The sequence below is a fragment of the Nonomuraea lactucae genome (assembly GCF_003313395.1).
Taxonomy (GTDB): Bacteria; Actinomycetota; Actinomycetes; order Streptosporangiales; family Streptosporangiaceae; genus Nonomuraea; species Nonomuraea lactucae.
Genome location: NZ_QNFZ01000289.1, coordinates 1 through 17,340 on the forward strand (window position 1 = coordinate 1; position 17,340 = coordinate 17,340).

At 71.3% G+C, this 17,340-nt stretch carries 16 protein-coding genes; 9 read left to right on the top strand and 7 right to left on the bottom strand.

The genetic code is table 11. The annotated features are described in order from the left end of the window. Positions 1 to 126: 126 nt before the first annotated feature. Both rsmH and mraZ read right to left on the bottom strand, forming a co-directional pair. On the bottom strand, positions 127 to 1,098 hold the full coding sequence (gene rsmH, locus DQW85_RS20205; RefSeq protein WP_113701889.1) for a 16S rRNA (cytosine(1402)-N(4))-methyltransferase RsmH: 972 nt from the start codon (positions 1,096 to 1,098) through the stop codon (positions 127 to 129). A gap of 217 nt (positions 1,099 to 1,315) precedes the next feature. Next, positions 1,316 to 1,747: a division/cell wall cluster transcriptional repressor MraZ gene (mraZ, locus tag DQW85_RS20210; RefSeq protein WP_113701856.1), complete on the bottom strand. Its 432-nt coding sequence runs from the start codon at positions 1,745 to 1,747 to the stop codon at positions 1,316 to 1,318. Between the two features lie 473 nt (positions 1,748 to 2,220). Between mraZ and DQW85_RS20215 the strand changes: the two genes are divergently transcribed. The 3 genes from DQW85_RS20215 to DQW85_RS20225 are packed head-to-tail and all read left to right on the top strand — an operon-like array spanning position 2,221 to position 6,910. Then, positions 2,221 to 3,198, top strand: a complete 978-nt coding sequence (locus tag DQW85_RS20215) for an AAA family ATPase (RefSeq protein ID WP_113701857.1) — start codon at positions 2,221 to 2,223, stop codon at positions 3,196 to 3,198. Further along, positions 3,195 to 4,454, top strand: coding sequence for a DUF58 domain-containing protein (locus tag DQW85_RS20220; RefSeq protein WP_113701858.1), 1,260 nt, complete (start codon positions 3,195 to 3,197; stop codon positions 4,452 to 4,454). Before DQW85_RS20215 ends, DQW85_RS20220 begins: the two co-directional genes overlap by 4 nt. Next, on the top strand, positions 4,451 to 6,910 hold the full coding sequence (locus DQW85_RS20225) for a transglutaminase TgpA family protein (RefSeq protein ID WP_113701859.1): 2,460 nt from the start codon (positions 4,451 to 4,453) through the stop codon (positions 6,908 to 6,910). Before DQW85_RS20220 ends, DQW85_RS20225 begins: the two co-directional genes overlap by 4 nt. 88 nt (positions 6,911 to 6,998) lie before the next feature. On the opposite strand, the gene DQW85_RS20230 is transcribed toward DQW85_RS20225, so the two are convergent. The 3 genes from DQW85_RS20230 to DQW85_RS20240 all read right to left on the bottom strand — a co-directional run bounded on the left by DQW85_RS20230 (position 6,999) and on the right by DQW85_RS20240 (position 9,631). Further along, positions 6,999 to 7,391, bottom strand: a complete 393-nt coding sequence (locus DQW85_RS20230) for a DUF3040 domain-containing protein (protein ID WP_113701860.1) — start codon at positions 7,389 to 7,391, stop codon at positions 6,999 to 7,001. Between the two features lie 204 nt (positions 7,392 to 7,595). Next, positions 7,596 to 8,837: a DNA polymerase IV gene (dinB, locus tag DQW85_RS20235; RefSeq protein WP_113701861.1), complete on the bottom strand. Its 1,242-nt coding sequence runs from the start codon at positions 8,835 to 8,837 to the stop codon at positions 7,596 to 7,598. Between the two features lie 41 nt (positions 8,838 to 8,878). Next, on the bottom strand, positions 8,879 to 9,631 hold the full coding sequence (locus tag DQW85_RS20240) for a methyltransferase domain-containing protein (RefSeq protein ID WP_113701862.1): 753 nt from the start codon (positions 9,629 to 9,631) through the stop codon (positions 8,879 to 8,881). Between the two features lie 148 nt (positions 9,632 to 9,779). Here DQW85_RS20240 and DQW85_RS20245 point away from each other — a divergent pair, with 148 nt between their 5' ends. Beyond that, the gene (locus tag DQW85_RS20245) at positions 9,780 to 10,124 is read left to right on the top strand and encodes an MmcQ/YjbR family DNA-binding protein (RefSeq protein WP_113701863.1); all 345 of its coding nucleotides are present in this window, start codon (positions 9,780 to 9,782) and stop codon (positions 10,122 to 10,124) included. Positions 10,125 to 10,172: 48 nt separating this feature from the next. Here the strand turns inward: DQW85_RS20245 and DQW85_RS20250 are convergent, their stop codons facing one another. Further along, positions 10,173 to 10,739 (bottom strand): dienelactone hydrolase family protein, encoded by a 567-nt coding sequence (locus tag DQW85_RS20250; RefSeq protein WP_113701864.1) that lies wholly within the window; start codon positions 10,737 to 10,739, stop codon positions 10,173 to 10,175. A 799-nt stretch (positions 10,740 to 11,538) separates the two neighbouring features. Here DQW85_RS20250 and DQW85_RS20260 point away from each other — a divergent pair. Continuing rightward, a complete protein-coding gene (locus tag DQW85_RS20260) occupies positions 11,539 to 12,318 on the top strand; it encodes an SDR family NAD(P)-dependent oxidoreductase (protein WP_113701865.1) in 780 nt (259 codons plus the stop codon). Positions 12,319 to 12,358: 40 nt separating this feature from the next. Here DQW85_RS20260 and DQW85_RS20265 read toward each other — a convergent pair whose 3' ends face one another. After that, positions 12,359 to 13,126 (bottom strand): FadR/GntR family transcriptional regulator, encoded by a 768-nt coding sequence (locus DQW85_RS20265; RefSeq protein WP_113701866.1) that lies wholly within the window; start codon positions 13,124 to 13,126, stop codon positions 12,359 to 12,361. Positions 13,127 to 13,306: 180 nt separating this feature from the next. On the opposite strand from DQW85_RS20265, the gene DQW85_RS20270 reads away from it, so the two are divergent. From DQW85_RS20270 to DQW85_RS20285, 4 genes are read left to right on the top strand one after another with little or no spacing between them, the layout of a single operon-like run. Next, positions 13,307 to 14,089 carry an ATP-binding cassette domain-containing protein gene (locus tag DQW85_RS20270; RefSeq protein WP_113701867.1) on the top strand — a complete coding sequence of 261 codons (783 nt, stop codon included), beginning with the start codon at positions 13,307 to 13,309 and terminating at the stop codon, positions 14,087 to 14,089. Beyond that, a complete protein-coding gene (locus tag DQW85_RS20275) occupies positions 14,086 to 15,096 on the top strand; it encodes an ABC transporter permease (RefSeq protein WP_113701868.1) in 1,011 nt (336 codons plus the stop codon). The genes DQW85_RS20270 and DQW85_RS20275 overlap by 4 nt, the downstream gene beginning before the upstream one ends. Beyond that, the gene (locus DQW85_RS20280) at positions 15,093 to 16,133 is read left to right on the top strand and encodes a substrate-binding domain-containing protein (RefSeq protein ID WP_113701869.1); all 1,041 of its coding nucleotides are present in this window, start codon (positions 15,093 to 15,095) and stop codon (positions 16,131 to 16,133) included. Before DQW85_RS20275 ends, DQW85_RS20280 begins: the two co-directional genes overlap by 4 nt. A 19-nt stretch (positions 16,134 to 16,152) precedes the next feature. Continuing rightward, positions 16,153 to 17,337 carry a mandelate racemase/muconate lactonizing enzyme family protein gene (locus DQW85_RS20285; protein ID WP_113701870.1) on the top strand — a complete coding sequence of 395 codons (1,185 nt, stop codon included), beginning with the start codon at positions 16,153 to 16,155 and terminating at the stop codon, positions 17,335 to 17,337. Positions 17,338 to 17,340 lie beyond the last annotated feature (3 nt).

The window sequence follows — 17,340 nt, forward strand, 5'->3', positions numbered from 1 at the left end:
CTGGTGCCGGGCCCCTGGGTGGGGCCCGTGGCCGGCACCGGCTTGGACTGGTGCGGCCCGCCTGGCCTGCGCCGGCCGGTCTGGGGCAGGGTGCCGCGGGCGGGTGCCTCCCGCCCGGTCTCCTGCTCAGTCCTGGTCGTCAACACGGATCCTCTCTGCCGCCCGTAGCCGGGCCGAGGCGGCCCGCGGGTTGCGGGCGACCTCCTCTTCGCCAGGGAGCTCGGCTCCCTTCGTCACGAGGCGGAACCGCGGCTGGTGAGCCGGCAGCGGGACGGGCAGCCCGGGCGGGCTGGTGTCCCTGGTTCGCGCCGTGAGGACCTGCTTGGTCAGCCGGTCCTCCAAGGAGTGGTAGGAGAGCACGACGACTCGCCCACCGAGCGCCAGCGCGTCGAGGGCCGCGGGAAGCGCCGCCTCCAGGGCGGCGAGCTCCGCGTTCACCTCGATGCGCAGCGCTTGGAAAGTCCTCTTGGCGGGGTTGCCCCCGGTGCGCCGGGTAGCGGCGGGGATCGCCTCGCGAACGATCTCCGCGAGCCGCTTAGTCGACGTTATGGCCTCCTTGGCCCGTTCCCTGACAATGAGGCCCGCGACACGCGGTGCGAACCGTTCCTCCCCGTAATCGCGGAGGATGCGCGTTAGGTCCGAAACCGAGTAGGTATTGACGACCTTCTCCGCCGTCAGCTCCTGCTCGGTGTCCATCCGCATGTCGAGGGGCGCGTCGTAGGAGTAGGCGAACCCGCGCTCGGCCTCGTCGAGCTGGGGCGAGGACACCCCGAGGTCGAACAGCGCCCCGTCGACGGTCGGGTGGCCCGCCTCGGCCAGCACGTCGGCCATCTGGTCGGAGGCGGCGTGCACGAGGGTGGTCCGGCCGGCGTAGGGGGCCAGCCTGCGGGTGGAGAACTCGATCGCGTAGGGGTCGCGGTCGATGCCGATCAGGTGGAGCGACGGGTGAGCGGCGAGCAGGGCCTCCGAGTGGCCACCGAGGCCGAGGTTGGCGTCGACGACGACCGGCCGCGCGCCGGTGAGCGCCGGGGCCAGCAGCTCCAGCACGCGGTCGAGCATGACCGGAACGTGACCGCCCGTGCCATTGGTGTCGTGCATCTCCAACCCCCCTCTCGCGTCCTTGCTCGCGGTTGACGCGTACGGTGATCCGTCGGACCTTCCTGGGTCCCCACCCGGCGCCGCCCGGCCAGGTCCCCATCCGCACCCTCTTCGTGACGCCCGCCATCTGACACCGGGGAAGGTGCATCAGCTGGAGGACAGTGGTTGCGGGTGGAGACCTCGCCGAACGACATCTCCGACGGATCTACCGTGGCTACTACAGGATCCCTGGCAGCACCTCCTCCGACAGATCGGCGAACGCCTGCTCCTGGGCTTCGAGGTAGGTGTCCCATGCCTGCGCGTCCCAGATCTCCAGCCGGGTGTTGGCCCCGATGACCACGCAGTCACGCTGCAGGCCGGCGTAGTGCCGCAGGCTCTGCGGGATCGTGATGCGCCCCTGCTTGTCGGGAGTCTCGTCGGACGCGCTGGCGAACAGGACGCGGCTGTAGTCACGCACCGCCTTGGCGGTGACCGGGGCGGTGCTGAGAGCCTCGGTAATGCGCTGGAACTCCTCCACAGGAAAGACGTAGAGGCATCGCTCCTGGCCTTTGGTGATCACAAGACCCTCCGCCAGCTCCTCACGGTACTTAGCCGGCAGGAACAGCCGTCCCTTGTCGTCGAGGCGCGGTTGATGGGTGCCGAGGAACATCGGCTCCACCTCCCGTGCCTAGCGAAGCGCCCAGCGCTGATGCACCGTGCCCTCCACTGCGCACCACCATACTCCACTTCTCCCCACCGTCAACTGATTCAACCGCCCCCCACCGCTCCCCCGCCCTGCGTTTGCCCAGGTCAGAGCGGTGGAGCGAGGTGGAGCGGGGCGTGGGGCACGCCAACCCTCATGGGCGTGTCGAGGGTTGAGAAGATCCCGGAATTCGGCTCCGGGCGGCCCGGGCGGCGCGGGGCGTGGAGGAAGGTGGAGCGGATCGCGTGGTCTGTGTGACGGGATTGGCACCCGTATGCCACAAAAACAGGACACTCCCTGTGTTCTGTGGAAAATCGTCAAATGTCGCCCGAGAACCCGCAGCGTCGTAGGGTCGTACCCACAATGGAAAAGGAAAGGCTTGGCTCCCGCAATGGCACCGACGCCGCCGGGACACCCGTAGCACTTCTCATGGAGGCCTGGTGGCACTTACCCATGACGTCCCTCCCCGGCTCGACGAGCTGGTCTCCACCGCGCACCGGATCCGCGAGGCGGTCGAGTCGGTTGTCGAGGGGAAGAGCGACGCCGTGCGTCTCACCCTCACGGTCCTGCTCGCCGAAGGCCACCTGCTGATCGAGGACGTGCCGGGAGTGGGCAAGACCATGCTGGCCAAGGCGCTGGCACGGTCGATCGACTGCCCGGTCCGCCGCGTGCAGTTCACACCCGACCTGCTGCCGAGCGACATCACCGGCGTCAGCGCGTACAACCAGCAGACCCGCGAGTTCGAGTTCAAGCCGGGACCGGTGTTCGCGAACATCGTCGTGGGCGACGAGATCAACCGCGCCTCCCCGAAGACGCAGTCGGCCCTGCTGGAGTGCATGGAGGAGCACCAGGTCACGGTCGACGGCGTCACGTACGAACTGGACGCGCCCTTCATGGTGATCGCCACGCAGAACCCGATCGAGATGGAGGGCACCTACCCCCTGCCCGAGGCGCAGCGCGACCGCTTCACCGCGCGCGTCGCGATGGGCTACCCCGAGCCGTCGGCCGAGCTGGAGATGCTCGACGTGCACGGCGGCGCCTCCCCGCTGGACAAGCTGGAGCCGGTGGCCACGACGGCCGAGGTGCGCGCCCTGATCGGGGCCGTGCGCGGCGTGTACGTGTCGCAGCCGGTCAAGAAGTACGCCATCGACCTGGTCGTCGCCACCCGCCACTCCCCCGACCTGCGCCTCGGCGCCTCTCCCCGCTCGACGCTGCAGCTGGTCAGGGCGGCCAGGGCGCACGCGGCGCTGTCCGGGCGCGACTACGTCATCCCCGACGACCTGCAGGACCTGGCCGTGCCCGTGCTCGCGCACCGGCTGCTGCCGAGCGTGGAGGCGCAGGGGCAGCGGCGGCTGCCCGAGCAGGTGGTGACCGATCTCGTCAGGCGCGTGCCGGTGCCGGAGACGCGAGCGTCGTGAGGGACGGGCTGCGCGCGCTCACCTCCCGGGGGAGGTCGTTCCTCGCGTCCGGGATCGCGGCGCTGCTCATGGCGCTCCTGCTGGGCGAGAACGACCTGTTCAGGATCGGGGTGCTGGTGACGGCGCTGCCGCTGCTGGCGGCGATGGTGGTGGCGCGGACCCGCTACCGGCTCAGCTGCGCCCGGCGGCTCGACCCGGCGCGGGCCGAGGTGGGCGGCGAGGCCACCGTGACCCTGCGCCTGGAGAACATCACCCGCCTCCCCACCGGCCTGCTGCTGATCGAGGACACGGTGCCGTACGCGCTGGGGGTGCGGCCGAGATTCGTGCTCGACCGGGTGGAGTCCCGGGGCATCAGGGAGATCGACTACCGGGTCCGCTCCGACCTTCGCGGCCGTTACACGATCGGCCCGCTGTCGGTGCGCATCGCCGACCCGTTCGGCCTGGTGGAGCTGACCCGCTCGTTCACGATCAGCGACACGCTCGTGATCACGCCCCACGTGGTCGCGCTGCCCCACGTACGGCTGTCGGGCGAGTGGACGGGCGGCGGCGACAGCCGCACGCGCAGCGTGGCCGCGGCCGGTGACGACGACGTGGCCCCGCGCGAGTACCGGCAGGGCGACGACCTGCGCCGGGTGCACTGGCGCTCCACGGCCCGGCGCGGCGAGCTGATGGTGCGGCGGGAGGAGCAGCAGTGGCAGAGCCGCGGCGCCCTCCTGCTCGACACGCGCAGGCACGCCCACCGGGGTGAGGGACCGCGCTCGTCGTTCGAGGTGGCGGTGTCGGCCGCGGCGTCGATCGGCGTGCACCTGGCCCATGAGGGGCTGGGCCTGCGCCTGGTCACCGACCAGGGCGCCGAGCACCTGACGGACACGGGGCTGAGCTGGTCGCTGCTGGACACGCTGGCCGTGGTGCGTCACAGCCCGGCCCGCTCGCTGGAGCTGGCGGTGTCGGCGCTGCGCCAGGGCGGCGGCGACGGGCTGGTGGTGGCCGTGCTCGGCGCGCTCGACCCGGAGGAGGCCAGGGAGCTGGCGCGGGTCAGGCACACCGGCGTCACCGCAGTGGCCGTGCTGCTGGACGTCGAGACCTGGGACGGCGCGGAGCCGGACGCCGCCGAGAACCACCGGGCGGTGCAGAGCGTGCTGGCGGGGTACGGCTGGCGCATCGTGCGGCTGCCCGCCGGAGCGTCGATCGCCTCCGTGTGGCAGGACGCCGGCAGCCGCGGCAGGTTCGCGATCGGCCAGGGAGGCGCGGCATGAGGCTGTCGATCGCCGCCGCCGTGGCCTCGATGTCCGCGGCGATCCTGCTGCATCCGCTCTTCGACTCCGCCTCGTGGATCTGGGGGTCGCTGGGCGCGGTGCTGGCGGTGCTGGCCGCGAGCGTGCTGAGCGGCCGCCTGGCGCTGCCCGTCTGGGCCGCGCCGCCTGTCGCCCTGGTCGCGTTGTGGATCTACCTGACCGCTTCGTACGCCGCCGAGGAGGCGTGGGCGTTCGTGGTGCCGACCAAGGGGTCGGTGGTGGAGCTGGCGCGGCTGCTGGCCACCGGGTGGGCCGACATCCAGCGGTTCGCCGCTCCGGTGCCGGCCAACGTGGGCATCTCCCTGCTGACCGCGGGCGGGGTGGCGCTCATCGCGATCCTGGTGGACCTGTTCGCCGTGCGGCTCCGGCGGGCGGCGCTGGCCGGGCTGCCGTTGCTCGCGCTGTCGGTGGTGCCGGCCACGATCCTCACGGATCCGATCAGCTGGCCCGCGTTCATCGTCGCCGCGCTCGGCTTCACCAGCCTGCTGGTCGCGGACGGCCGCGAGCGGCTGGGCCACTGGGGCAGGGCGGTCCTGGTGCGCCGGACCCGAATGGCGGGTGGCCCACCCGGTGGCGCACGGGGTCGTGCACAGGGCGGCAGGCCCGGAGGGGCGGGTCCGGCGGTGGACACGCGCGGGCTGCGCCTGTCGGGCAAGCGCATCGGGTTCGCCGCGATCGCGCTGGCCGTGCTGCTGCCCGCCGCGCTGCCCGCGATGGAGCCGGTGTCGTTCTTCACGTTCGGCGTCGGCGGCGGGGGGTCGGGCTCGGGCAACTCGATCAGCATCCCCAACCCGATCGCCAACCTGAAGGGCCAGCTGGAGCTGCCCGAGAAGCGGGTCGTGCTGTCCTACACCAACAACGACGACAAGCCGCGCTACCTCAGGATCTACTCGCTCGACACGTTCGACGGCGAGCAGTTCGGCATGACGGAGCCGAAGGGCTCTCCGGACAACCGGACGGAGAACGGCCCGCTGCCGCCTCCTCCCGGCCTGAGCGGCGGCGTCAAGGTCGCCAACGTGGTGACCGGCGTGCAGATCAGCGACGAGATCGCCAAGCTGTCGTTCCTGCCGTTGCCGTACCCGCCGAGGCAGATCCGGGTGGACGGTGACTGGCGCGCGGACGTCAGCACGCTCATGGTCTTCTCCACCCGGGACGAGGCGGCGGGGCTGGAGTACCAGGTGGCCTCGAGCGAGCCCGCGCCGACCAGCGAGCTGCTGGATTCGCTGCCGCGGGCGCGGGCGGGCGCCGACCCGCGCTACCTCAAGCTGCCGGACGACCTGCCCCCCGAGATCGAGGCGCTGGCGGCCAAGATCACCGCGGGCGCCGACACGACCTACGAGGCCGCGGTGAAGCTGCAGGAGTTCTTCACCAAGACCGGCGACTTCACCTACAGCCTCAAGACGCAGGGGCACGGCAACTCCGCGCTGAAGGACTTCCTGCTCCGCAGCCGGGCCGGCTACTGCGAGCAGTTCGCGGCGTCGATGGCGGTGCTGGCCAGGCTCGTGGGCATCCCGGCCAGGGTGGCGATCGGCTACACGGGCGGCACGAAGATCGGCGATCGCTGGCTGGTGGGGACGAACGACTCGCACTCCTGGCCCGAGCTGTACTTCGAGGGCGTGGGCTGGCTGCCGTTCGAGCCCACGCCGACCGGTTCGTTCGGCCAGGGCAGCGCCCGCGTCCCCGCCTACACCGTGCCGCCTCCCGACCCGGCCGGCGACACCGCCGGCCCGACGCCCGGCGCGACCAGCGGCGCCGAGGACGACGCGCGTGACCCGCAGGCCCGGGTGAACCCCCGCGAGCTCGATCGCGAGGCCCGTCTGGCGCCCATCGGGCTGCCGCCGGACGACTCGATGCCGCTGGCGGGCAAGCTCGGCATCGGGGCGGGCGCGCTCCTGCTCGTCCTGCTGATCCCGGCCGGCATCCGGCTGGCGGCCCGGAGCAGGCGGATGCGCGTCCTCGGCTGGACGGCGAAGGCGCCGTCCGACGAGGTGACGGCGAGGATGCGGGGCGGCCACCAGCCGGCCGTGGCGGCCGCGTGGGCGGAACTGGACGACGTGCTGCTCGACTACGGGATGGCGCGCAGGACCAGCGAGACGCCGCGCGCCCTGGCGCGGCGGCTGACCCAGCAGTACGAGTTCGGCCCCGAACCGGCCGCCGCCGTGGCGTCGATCGCGGCGACGGTGGAGCGGGCGCTGTTCGCGAGGGACCCTGGCGAGGTCGCGCCCATGAAGAAGGACCTGCGCAAGGTGCGGCAGGCCCTGGCTGCGACGGTGTCGCGCGGGAGGCGGGTGCGAGCGGTGCTGCTGCCCCCGTCGACGCTGCGGAGGATGCGGCTCATGGGTGAGCGGCTGCTGGACGGGTTCGACATGCTGGAGAGCCTGCGGCTCCGGAGGACGGCAGCCCACAAGGGCTCCTGATGCGGCGGCTCGCCCGCCTGGCCGACCGTGCGGTCGTCTCCCCTGGGGACGGCCGCGCGATCGTCCGGAGGCGGCTGGGCGGCGCGGGTCAGCGCTCGTCGTGGCGGCGGCGCCAGCGCTCCTCCATGCGCTCCATGAAGCTGCCGCGGTTGCGGCGGGTCTGCTTGCCGGGGACGGGCGCACCGGGAGCCGGGGCCGAGTCACCGAACCCGTTCATACGTTTCCAGCTCGACAGGCCCCACAGGCACGCGGCGAGCATGACCACGAAACCGCCGACGCCGAGCGGAATCAGGTTGATCACCACGCCGACCATCAGCAGGACGACGCCGAGGGCAAAGCCGATCGAGGCCTTGATCAGGCGGCGCTTGTAATGGCTGCGCGGGTCACTGATCCTCACGGTGTTGACCCACTTCGGGTCCTCGGCGTAGAGGGCCTGCTCGATCTGGTCGAGCAAGCGCTGCTCGTGCTCAGAGAGCGGCACGGCGCCTCCCAAGGACGGCCCCAGGACGGGGAAGACGGCAACGGACGACACGGGGTGTCCGAACCTCGCGGTCGGTTATCCCCAGAATACGAGGCTGTAGACGTAGGCGAAAGCAAACGTCCAACGCAGACCAAACCGGAGGTGACGTCATTGCTCCATTGTGGGGCATCGATTGTCCACTCCCCCCAAGTCGCGACATCGGCGTCATGCCTCCATTTCATCAAGTCTGCCGCGTACAAGCGACGCCGGGAGCACCGCATCTGGCCCGAACCTTCGGATCGCCCGGTCCATCGCCCTCTCGGCCTCTCTCCATCCGGTCTCGCGCTCACCCAGAGTGAGCTGGCGCGACGCCGAGTCGGCGGCTGACAGGTTTTCCATCCTGACGCCGACCAGCCGCAGCCGCACTCGCTCCAGCCCCGCCGCCTCGAACAGGTCGCAGGCGGTGGTGTAGATCTCCTGGGCCACGTCGGTCGGCTCCTTGAGGGTCCGTGATCGAGTGATCGTGGAGAAGTCGGCCCGGCGGAGCTTCACACTCACTGTCCTGCCCACGTGGCCGCCTTTACGCATCCGGGCGGCCACCCGTTCGGACAGGCGCAACAGCTCGCGTCTGATCACCTCGGGGTCGTCGACGTCCGCCGCGAACGTCTCCTCGTTGCCGATGCTCTTGTCGGGCACGTGCGCGGTCACGGGACGCTCGTCGCGCCCCCAGGCCAGCGCGGCCAGATGCGCGCCCGCGGCCTGCCCCAGCTCGCGCCGGAGGGTGGCGGGCGGCACCCTGGCCAGGTCGCCCACCGTGCGGATGCCCAGCCGCACCAGGGCCTGCTCGGTGCGCTCGCCGACGCCCCACAGCGCCGACACGGGCAGCGGATGGAGGAACGCCACCACCTCGCCGGCGGGCACCACGAGCAGGCCGTCGGGCTTGCACTGCTTGGAGGCGAGCTTTGCCACGAATTTGCTGCTCGCCACCCCGACCGAGCAGGTGATCCCGTAACGCTCCAGCACCTGTGCCCTGATCATCGCGGCGATGGCGCCGGGCGAGCCCAGCCTGCGCCGGGCGCCGCCCACGTCGAGGAACGCCTCGTCGGACGCGATCGGCTCGACCAGCGGGGTGATCGAATGGAAGATCTCCATGACGCCCCTGGAGACCTCGGTGTACTTCCCGTGACTGGGCGGGATGATGGTGGCCCGCGGGCACAGCCTGCGCGCCCTGGCCATGGGCATCGCCGAGTGGACGCCGAACGCCCTGGCCTCGTAGGTGGCGCTGAGCACCACGCCGCGCCCGGCGGGCGACCCCACGATCACCGGGGTCCCGCGCAGCTCCGGGCGCTCCAGCAGCTCGACGCTGGCGAAGAAGGCGTCCATGTCGACGTGGAGGATCGGGCAGCCGCTGTCATCGACCCCGGTCCGCGGAGCGGGGCCGATGCCTGTGATCTGCTTGCGGGACACGTCGCCGATCCTATCCGAACACCCGTTCTACAGCACGGCCGTCAGCTCCGGTGTCCGAAGACGTGCAGCTGCGTGGCGATGTCGCGCAGCACCGGGTGGACGGCGGCCTCCTGCTCCAGCGCCACCAGCGCCTCGGCCGCCCCCGGCTCGGCGTCGACCAACCGGCTGGGCACCAGGTCGGTGAAGACCCGCACACCGTGGACGGCGCCGACCGTGAAGCCGGTCGCCCTCAGCAGCTCGGCGAGGGTCTCGGCGGTGTAGCGGCGCGGCGTGGGATCGCGGTCGCCCCAGGTGCCCCTGGGGTCGGCGAGCGCGACCCTGGCCTCGTCGAAGTGCCCGGCGAGCGCGCGGTGGATGGCGGCGGCCACCGGGTTGGCGGCCAGCACGCTCACCGCCCCGCCGCCGCGCAGCAGCCCGGCGACGGCCGTCATCGCGCTGATCGGGTCGTCCACGTACTCCAGCACGCTGTGGCAGAGCACCAGGTCGGCGCTGTCGCGATCGAGCAGCTCGCCCAGGTCGGCCGCGTCGCCCTGCAGCGCGCGCACCCCCACGCCCTTCTCCTTGGCCCTGCGTTCCAGCGCGGCCAGGGAGTCGGGGCTCGGATCGACCACGGTGACGGTGTGGCCCCGTTCGGCCAGCGGCACGGCGAACCCCCCGGTGCCGCCGCCCGCGTCGACGATGCCGAGCCGATCACGCCCGGCGGCCGCGGCCAGCTCGCTCAGCTGGGCCAGCAGCAGCTCCCAGATGACGGCCGTCCGCACCGCGGGTGTCCTCGTGACGCCTTCAGCACGCAACGTCGGCTCGCCTCCTTCTTCCTCCTCGAACCCGCCCCAGCCTACGCCGTCACGCGCTCCCCCACGCCTGCCGTGGCGCCCCCGTACCGGCGCACTCACCCGCGGAGGCGGGTTGCCGTCCGAGGCGGAGGCGGGCGAGGATGGGGGTGTGATCACGGAGGAGGACGTGCGGCGGGAGGCGCTGGCGCTGCCGGGGACGAGCGAGCGCTCCATGTACGGCACTCCCGCCTTCTACGTGGACCGCAAGTGGTTCGCCAGGATCCGGGACGAGGGCGACGTGCTGGTCGTGCTCTGCGCGAGCGAGGAGGACAAGCGCGAGCTGATCGCGGCCCAGCCGGAGACGTTCTTCACGACGCCGCACTACGACGGCTACGCGGCCGTGCTCGTCCGGTTCGGCGCGGTGGAGCGGGACGAGCTGGCGGAGCTGCTGACGGACGCCTGGCGGCTGCGCGCCCCCAAGCGCCTCCTCAAGTCCTGGGACGCCGCCCGCTGAGCCCTGGCCCGCCTGGAGCGGCTTTGTCGGTGACGCGGTTCGTTCCGCTCAAGACCAGCGGTCGAGCAGGTCGACACTCCGCTCAAGGACCAGCTCGGTGGAGTCGGCGTCATACTCGTCGAGGCTGTCGTCGGTGAACAGGTGCGCCGACCCCGCATAGGTGAACAGCTCGGCATCGGCGCTCGCGTCCACGAGCTTCCGGACGACGTCGAGCTCGCTCCATTCGTCACGATCGTTGACATGGATCTGGAGGGCGACGCCCTCGGGCCAGGGACCCCCGAAGGTGGAGGCGGGAATCCCACCGTGATAGAGCAGCGCCGCCAGCGCGCCGGGCCGCGTCTGGGCGAGCTTCTGCGCGGGAAGCGCGCCGAGGGAGAACCCGGCGTACACCACGCCACCCGGCAGCCCGGCCACCGCGGCGACACCACGCTCGATAATGGCCTCGTAGCCGATCTTCTCGGCGTGGGCGACTCCTTCCTCGAGGGTGGCGAAGGTGGCGCCCTCGTACAGATCGGGCACGAAGACCGTATGACCCGCGGCCCGAAGCCGGTCCGCGAAGCCGTTCACACCGCTGGTGAGCCCTTGGCAGTGGTGGAACAGGACCACTTCAGCCATGTCACTCCTTTCGTCGAGGCTCCACCGTACGCTGCCATGCCGGAGCGCGCACCGGGACGGATCTCCCACGCGAAACGAGCAATGCCCAGCCGTTCGAGATGTCGCCTACCGTGTCAGCATCCGGAGCGGCGGCGCCCTGGCCAGTCGGGGTTGGCGGACGAGGCTGCCGCGTCCTGGATCGTGACGCTGGGGGCGGCAGATGCTGGCGGTGAAGAGGCGCTGAGCGTGGTCCTTGTGCTGCGGACCGACCCTGAAACGGATCTGGAGCGAGCAGACCGACTGGTGCGCCGGTTACGCGACGAACTCATCGAACTGGACGTGGACTCCGTCGCCCTGACCGGGGCCGGAGCAGCTCCGAACGGGGCCAACGCGCGACTGGCTGGAGCGGCAGGCCGGCAGGCACCGCATCTCGGTGACGATCGATGGCGACGTTGTCGAATTGGAACGAGCCACGTCGAAGGAACGACGTGAGCTCCTCGACGCCTACATTCGGCGCCATTCGAACGGGTAGAGACGATGGGCCGGCGAGTGGCGCTGCTGGTCGCCACCTACGACTATCAGGACCCGGGGCTGCGGCAGCTGACCGCACCCGCCCACGACGCCGACGCGCCGGCCGACGTGCTGAGCGATCCGGCGATCGCCGGCTTCGAGGTCACCCCCTTGGTCAAAGAGCCTCACTCCCGGGTCGGGCAGGCCATCGCGGACTTCTTCCGGGGCCCCACTGAGCCTGGGGGGTCGTCAAAGCGGGAACCGGACGCGCGCTTGACACTCCCGGTACAGCACCGCGAAACTCTGCGGCATGACCGGTCAGACCGCCTCACTCACAGACCTCTCGGGCAGCAAGATCGCCATCACCGGCGGTGCCGGCGACATCGGCCGGGCGATGGCTCGCGAGCTCGCCGGCCGCGGCGCGGATGTCACCCTGCTCGACCTGGCCGCCCCTGATGCGGCGGCCGAATGGCTGGCGCCGTTCGGGAGCCTGCCGGGCGCGGTCCGATACCGGCAGGCCGACGTGCGCGACAGCGGCGGGCTGTCCGCCGCGCTGGCCGAGATCGGCGGGCTCGACGTCGCCATAGGCAACGCGGGCATCGTGCGGTCCGCCCCCTTCCTGGAAATCACTCAGGAGCACTGGCAGACTCACCTGGACGTCAACCTGACCGGGGCGTTCAACCTGACCCAGGCGGCCGCCAGGCAGATGGCGAAGGCGGGCACGCGGGGCCTGGTCCTGCTCACCGGTTCCTGGGTCGGCTCGGTGCCGTGGCCGGAGATCGCCGCGTACTCGGCCACGAAGGCAGGTCTGGAGATGCTGGCGCGTTCGGCCGCCCGCGAACTGGCACCGCACGGTATCCGGGTCAACGTCCTCGCGCCGGGCATCGTCAAGGCGGGCCTGGCCGCGCACCAGTACGCCACGGAGCCCCAGTACCGCGAGCGGGTGAGCAGGGTGATCCCGCTGCGCGAGATGCAGACCGCTGAGCAGGTCGCGCGCGTGGCGGGCTTCCTGTGCTCCGGCGCGGGGGACTACCTGACGGGCACCGTGCTGCTCGCCGACGGCGGCTGCTCGCTCTTCCAGTTCGACTGAGCACGGCCGATGAGGGAGGCCACTGGACGCCGGAGGATGGTCACTCCTCGCTCAGTGCGAGGAGCAGCTCTATGCGGCGCTGCGCGACCAGGTCGAGGCTCTGGTCCAGATCATTACCGAACGTGCGCAGCGCCAGGCCCAGGTGGCCCTCCATAGCCGCCGTCGCGGCCTCCGGGTCCCGTTTCTTGATCGCCGCCAGGACGCGCTCGTGATACGGGAGCCCCTTTCTGGAGATCTCCGGGTCGCTCAGGCTGCGCATCATGAGCTCGAAGACCAGCGAGGTGATCGAACCGAACATCGTCTCGATCACCGGGTTACGCGACGCGCGCGCCACGGCCGCGTGGAAGTCGAGGTCGGCGCGCGCCCGTGACACCACGTCGCGCGCCTGGTCGCAGCGGGCCAGGGCGGCCTCCATGGCCGCGACGTCCTGGTCCGTGGCGTTTTCCGCGGCGAGCCGCGCGGTCTCGCGCTCCAGCATCAGCCTGGCCTGTACGAGGTCGCGGGGGGTCGGCTTGCGCTGCCGGTAGGCGGTGTCGAACGGCCTGACCGAGGCGGCCGGGTCGCTGCGCCGGACGAAGGCGCCCCGGCCGGGCCGCACCTCGATGAGGCCGCGTTCCTCCAACGTGCGCAGCACCTCGCGCACCATCGGGCGGCTCACCCGGAAGCGCTCAGCGAGCTGCCGCTCCGACGCCAGCTTCGCCCCCGGGGCCAGGTGCCCGGAGAGCAGCTCGAGCTCCAGCCGCTCGGCCATGTCCTCCTTGGAGAACACTTTCTCCTCCTGCTCCCCCTGCATGCCTTCACTCCGCATGCCGCCACCGTAGCGGTCCGGAGGCTTTCGTTCACTCCTCCTTCCGGTCTTACCGGTAAGTCCGTTACCTCATCGAAACTTCGACCCCATTGACCGGCGGGGTCGCTTACGCCACCGTAATCTGGCATGGCCGGTCTTACCAGTTTGACCAGAGCTCGGATCGGATCCGAGGAGGATCGAATGGCCCTGTTCGAAGCGATCGGCGTCCGCAAGAGCTTCGGTGGTGTGGAGGCGTTGCGCGGCGTGGACTTCGCGGTGGAGGAAGGCGAAATCGTGGGCCTCATGGGCGACAACGGCGCCGGCAAATCCACGCTCGTCAAGATGATCTGCGGCGCCTACCGCCCCGACGCCGGCCGGCTACGCATGGACGGCGTGCCCGTGACGTTCCGGTCGCCGCGCGACGCCGCCCAGCGGGGTGTCGCCGTCGTGTACCAGACGCTCGGCTTGGTGGACCAGCGCGACGTGGCCACGAACGTCTTCCTCGGCCAGGAGCCGCGCCGGTTCGGATTCGTGGACGCCCGCAGGATGCGGCGCGAGGCGCGCGAGGTGCTCGACACGCTGCGGATCCGCATCCCCTCCGTCCGGCTGCCGGTGGGCGGGCTGTCCGGCGGGCAGCGGCAGTGTGTCGCCATCGCCCGCGCCGTCCACCAGGGCGGCCGGCTGGTGCTGCTGGACGAGCCGACCGCCGCGCTCGGGCCGGAGCAGCAGGCGAACGTGCTGCGCCTGGTCGCCGATCTGAAGGCGCAGGGCAAGGCCGTGGTGGTCGTCAGCCACAACGTCGACCACGTGCTCGCCGTTGCCGACCGGGTCGTGGTCATGCGCGGCGGCCTGGTGTCGGGCGTGCTCGAGGTGGCCGGGACGTCGGCGGCCGAGATCGTCGGGCTCATCCTCGGCGACCGGGCGGCCGCCGCGCTCGACCCCGCCGGCGCCCTCCACGAAACGACCCGAGGAGTGAACAGGTGACCGCGCACGCGCTCGACCTGCCCGTCGACGACACGGCGGGGACACTGTTGAAGAGGCTCCTCGGTGCCCGCGAGTTCGGCGTCGTCGTGGCGACCGCCGTGGTGGTGACCGCCTGCGCGGTGCTCGCCGACGGCTTCATGACGACGGCCAACCTGCTTACGGTGGCCCAGCAGATCGCCGTGCTCGGCATCATCGCGGTCGGCATGACGTTCGTGCTCATCGCCGGGGAGATCGACCTGTCCGTCGGCTCCCTGTACGGGTTCCTCGCCGTGACGCTGGCGAGCCTGGTGACCGAGATCGGCGTCCCTGTGGGCGGCGCCGTGCCGCTCACCATCGGCGTGGGCGTGCTCATCGGGCTGGTCAACGGGCTGGTGACCACCGGGCTCGGCATCCCGTCCTTCATCGTGACGCTCGCCGCCATGGGAGTGCTGCGGGGCTTCGCGCTGCTGATCGCCGACGACGTGCCGGTGGACGGCTCACGCGACCCGCTCTTCCACGCCCTGTTCGCCGGCTATCCGGCGACCAACCTCAACGCCAGCACCCTGTGGATGGGCGGCGTCGTGGTGATCGCCTCCGTCGTGCTGGCGAAGACCGAGTTCGGGTACGACGTCTACGCCACCGGGGGCAACAGCTCGGCCGCGGGGAACGCCGGCATCGGGACCGCCCGCGTGAAGATCACGTGCTTCTGCGTCAGCGGCGCACTGTGCGGGCTCGCCGCCACCGTCATCAATGCCCAGTTCGGCAACGCGCCGCCGTCCACGGGCGTCGGCTACGAGCTGTACGCCATCGCGGCGGTCGTCATCGGTGGCGCGGCGCTGTCCGGGGGCACCGGCAGCATCCTCGGCGCCCTCCTCGGCGCGGTGCTGACCGGCGTCATTAGCAACGCCCTGGTTCTGTTCGGGATCGACGACAACTGGCAACAGGTCGCCACGGGCCTGCTCATTCTCGTCGCGGTGCTGGTCAACACCGTGATCGCCAGGCGCTCCAGGAGAGGAGTCCACTCATGACCACCACATCCTCACCGTCCTCACCCACCCGCCGCGGCCTGCTGTACGGCTCGGCCGCCCTTGCCCTCGTCACCGCGTGCAGCAGCGAGAAGAAGCCGGCCCCCGCCGCGGGGACGGCCGCCTCGGGCAGCGGCCCGCAGCAGGGCAAGAAGGTCATCTTCGTCGTGCACGACAAGAATCCCTTCTTCGCCCCGGTCGAGGCCGGGTTCAAGGACTTCGGCGCCCTCATGGGCTGGACCACGCAGTTCATCGGACCGGCCCAGCAGGACGTACAGAAGACGGTCGAACTGCAGCAGAGCGCCATAAACGCCAAGCCCGCCGGCCTCATCCTGACCCGCGTCGACGAGCGCTCCTTCGACGACAACATCAGGCGTGCCCTCGGCGCCGGGACGAAGGTGGTGCTGTCCAACGTGGCCAGCGGCGGCTACGACAAGCTCGGCGTGGGTTTCGTCGGCCAGGACTTCGTGCCCGCCGGGGAGATCTGCGGCAGGGAGATCTGCGCGGTCGCGCGGAAGCAGACGAACCGGACCGACGGGAAGATCGTGCTGGGCAACGGCGCCCCCGGCAACAGCGCCCTGGAGCAGCGCATCGAGGGCATGAAGCGCGGCATCGCCGCCTACAACAAGGAGAACGGCACCGCGTACGAGGGCCTCGACTTCGTCAGCTCCTTCGACCAGAGTCAGGCGATCGGCAAGATCGACGCGCTGCACACCCGCCTGGGCGACCAGATCGTGGGGTGGTCGATGGCCGGGATCGACCACCAGTACGTCGCCGCCTGGGTCAAGCAGAAGAACATCGTCACCCGGTTCGGCATCGGCGGGTTCGACCTGGTCGGCCCGGTGCTGGAGGGCATCAGGGACGGCTCCATCCACTTCTCGCTCGGCCAGAACCCCTATGCGCAGGGCTGGATCGCGGCCGCGCTGATCGCGATGGAGATCGACCCCGGCTTCCCCGCGAAGACCTACGACACCGGCGCCGAGGTCGTCGACGCCGGCAACATCCAGGCCGTGCTCAAGCGCGAGAGCCGGTTCATCTGACTACTAAGGAGCGAAGCGCGTGAAGATCGTCGCGCTCGAGACCATCCGTCCCGCCGTGCAGCCCAACCTGCTGTTCGTGCGCCTGCACACCGACACCGGCCTGACCGGGCTCGGCGAGGCGTTCTACGGGGCCAGGGCCGTGGAGGCGTACCTGCACGAAAGCCTCGCCGAGGTGCTGCTCGGCGTCAGCGACCCCACGCCCGAGCGGGTCGCCGGGCTGCTGACGGGATACGTCGGCTACCAGGGCGCCGGCGTCGAGACGCGGGGCAACGGCGCCGTGGACATCGCGGTGTGGGACCTGCTCGGGCAGGTCTCCGGGCTGCCGCTCACCGACCTGCTCGGCGGGACCGTGCGGGATGAGGTGGCGATCTACAACACGTGCGCGGGGCCGGGCTACATCTCCAGTTCGGCCCGCCAGGAGGCCCGCAACTGGGGGGTCGGCAGCGGGGAGCGCTACGAGGATCTGCGCGCGTTCCTCACCGACCCGGCCGGGCTCGCCCGCGACCTGTGGGACCAAGGCATCCGCGGCATGAAGGTGTGGCCGTTCGACACCGCGGCCGAGCGCACGGGCGGGACCGAGATCTCCCAGGCCGACCTCGACCAGGGGCTGGCGGTCCTGGCGGCCGTCCGCGAGGAGGTGGGCCTCGGCATGCGGCTCATGGTCGAGTTGCACGGCCTGTGGAGCCGGCCCGCGGCCGAACGCATCCTGGTCGCGCTCGCCCCGTACCGGCCGTACTGGGTGGAGGACCCGCTGCGCGCCGACGCCACCGCGGCCTACGCCCGCCTCGCCCGTGTCGAGGGCGTGCCGATCGCGGCCGGTGAGACCTGCGTCGGCCGCCGCGGGTTCATGCCGCTGCTGGACTCGGGCGCGGTGGACGTGCTCACCCTCGACATCCAGTGGACGGGCGGGCTGACCGAGGCACGCAAGATCGCCTCGCTCGCCGACGCCTACGCGGTGCCGGTGGCGCCGCACGACTGCACGGGCCCCGCCACCCTGGCCACCTGCGTGCACTTCGTGTGCAGCCAGCCGAACGGGCTGATCCAGGAGACCGTCAGAGCCTTCCTGCACACCTGGTACGACGCGCTGGTGACGGGCCTGCCCGAGATCAGCGGAGGCGTGGCGCGGCCTGGCCGCGCGCCCGGCCACGGTGTGCGGCTGCGTGAGGACCTTCCGGACGCCCAGCGCCGTACGACCCGACTCTGACCC